The organism is Chryseobacterium sp. VD8 (assembly GCF_037149975.1).
Taxonomy (GTDB): domain Bacteria; phylum Bacteroidota; class Bacteroidia; order Flavobacteriales; family Weeksellaceae; genus Chryseobacterium; species Chryseobacterium indicum.
In genome coordinates this window covers 1-1,440 of sequence record NZ_JBBCQL010000415.1, presented here as the reverse complement: position 1 = coordinate 1,440, position 1,440 = coordinate 1, and the positions used below count along the sequence as shown (strand labels likewise).

2 protein-coding genes are annotated in these 1,440 nt (G+C 41.5%); both read right to left on the bottom strand.

Going from position 1 to position 1,440, the window contains the following annotated elements:
* Positions 1-1,181, bottom strand: a 1,181-nt coding sequence (locus tag WFK35_RS22745; protein ID WP_336734911.1) for an NADH-quinone oxidoreductase subunit D, incomplete at its 3' end; no start/stop codon positions are given.
* A 64-nt stretch (positions 1,182-1,245) separates the two neighbouring features.
* A partial coding sequence (locus tag WFK35_RS22740; protein WP_336734909.1) for an NADH-quinone oxidoreductase subunit C occupies positions 1,246-1,440 on the bottom strand: 195 nt, incomplete at its 5' end.

The window sequence follows — 1,440 nt, the reverse complement described above, 5'->3', positions numbered from 1 at the left end:
GTAACGATCGCATCTGAAATTACAGAACCTGTAATCATTTCAGGATACGCCTGATAATAGATGAAACAAGGTCTTCTGAAATGCAGTCGGTAAGGGCTTCTTCCACCATCACTCACAAGATAGAACCCTAATTCTCCGTTTCCGCCTTCTACAGCGTGGTAAACTTCACCTTTCGGTACATCTGTTTCTCCCATTACAATTTTGAAATGGTAAATCAGTGCTTCCATTTTCTTGTAAACATCTGCCTTTTCAGGAAGATAGAAATCCGGAACATCCGCGTGGAATGGTCCTTCAGGAAGGTTTTCGTATGCTTGTTTGATGATTTTTATAGATTCCCAGATTTCCTGCTGACGAACCATGAAACGGTCGTAGGTATCTCCGGAAGTTCCTACCGGAATGATAAAGTCGAAATCCTGGTAAGAAGAATAAGGCTGCGCAACTCTCACGTCATAATCCACACCGGTTGCACGTAAATTCGGACCTGTGAAACCATAGCTTAATGCTCTTTCTGCAGAAATAGATCCTGCTCCGATGGTTCTGTCCATAAAGATTCTGTTTCTTTCTAATAATGTACAGAATTCTTTGAATCTTGGCGGGAACGTTTTAAGGAAATCCTTTAATAACTCATGGAATTTTGGAGTGAAATCTCTTTCAAAACCTCCGATTCTCCCCATATTGGTCGTCATTCTTGCGCCGCAGATCTGCTCATACATATCGTAGATACGTTCTCTTTCGATGAACATATAGGTAAGACCGGTAATTGCTCCGGAGTCCATTCCCGTTACACCGTTACAGATCAGGTGATCTCCGATCCTTGCAAGCTCCATTAAAATAACACGCATATAGTCTACACGTTTAGGAACTTCAACGCCGATCAGTTTTTCAACCGTCATGTGCCAACCTAAATTGTTAATCGGCGCAGAACAGTAATTCATACGGTCGGTAAGGGTAGTGATCTGAGAATAGTTTCTTCTTTCAGAAATTTTCTCAAATGCTCTGTGGATATATCCCACAGTCTGCTCTGCATGAAGGATTCTTTCTCCGTCCATCGTTAAGATATTCTGGAAAATACCGTGCGTTGCAGGGTGGGTAGGTCCTAAATTGAGGGTGTATAACTGTCCGTCAATCTGTTCCTTACTTTCGTATTGGTTTAGTATATTAGATAATGAGTTATCTTTCATAATGATTGCTTTTAGCTATTTGCTTCTGGCTATTGGCTCGCTGCCATTGGCGCCATTCGCTTTTTTATCTTCCGAACATGCTGTCGTTCTTATCCGTTCTTGTTCCGTCTTCCAAACGATATTCTTTCAGCATCGGGTGGTAACCAAGATCTTCCATATTTAAAATAGGTCTCAGATCCGGATGTCCTTTAAATTTGATTCCATAGAAATCATACGTTTCTCTTTCCATCCAGTTGGCTCCTGCATACAGTTCCACTAA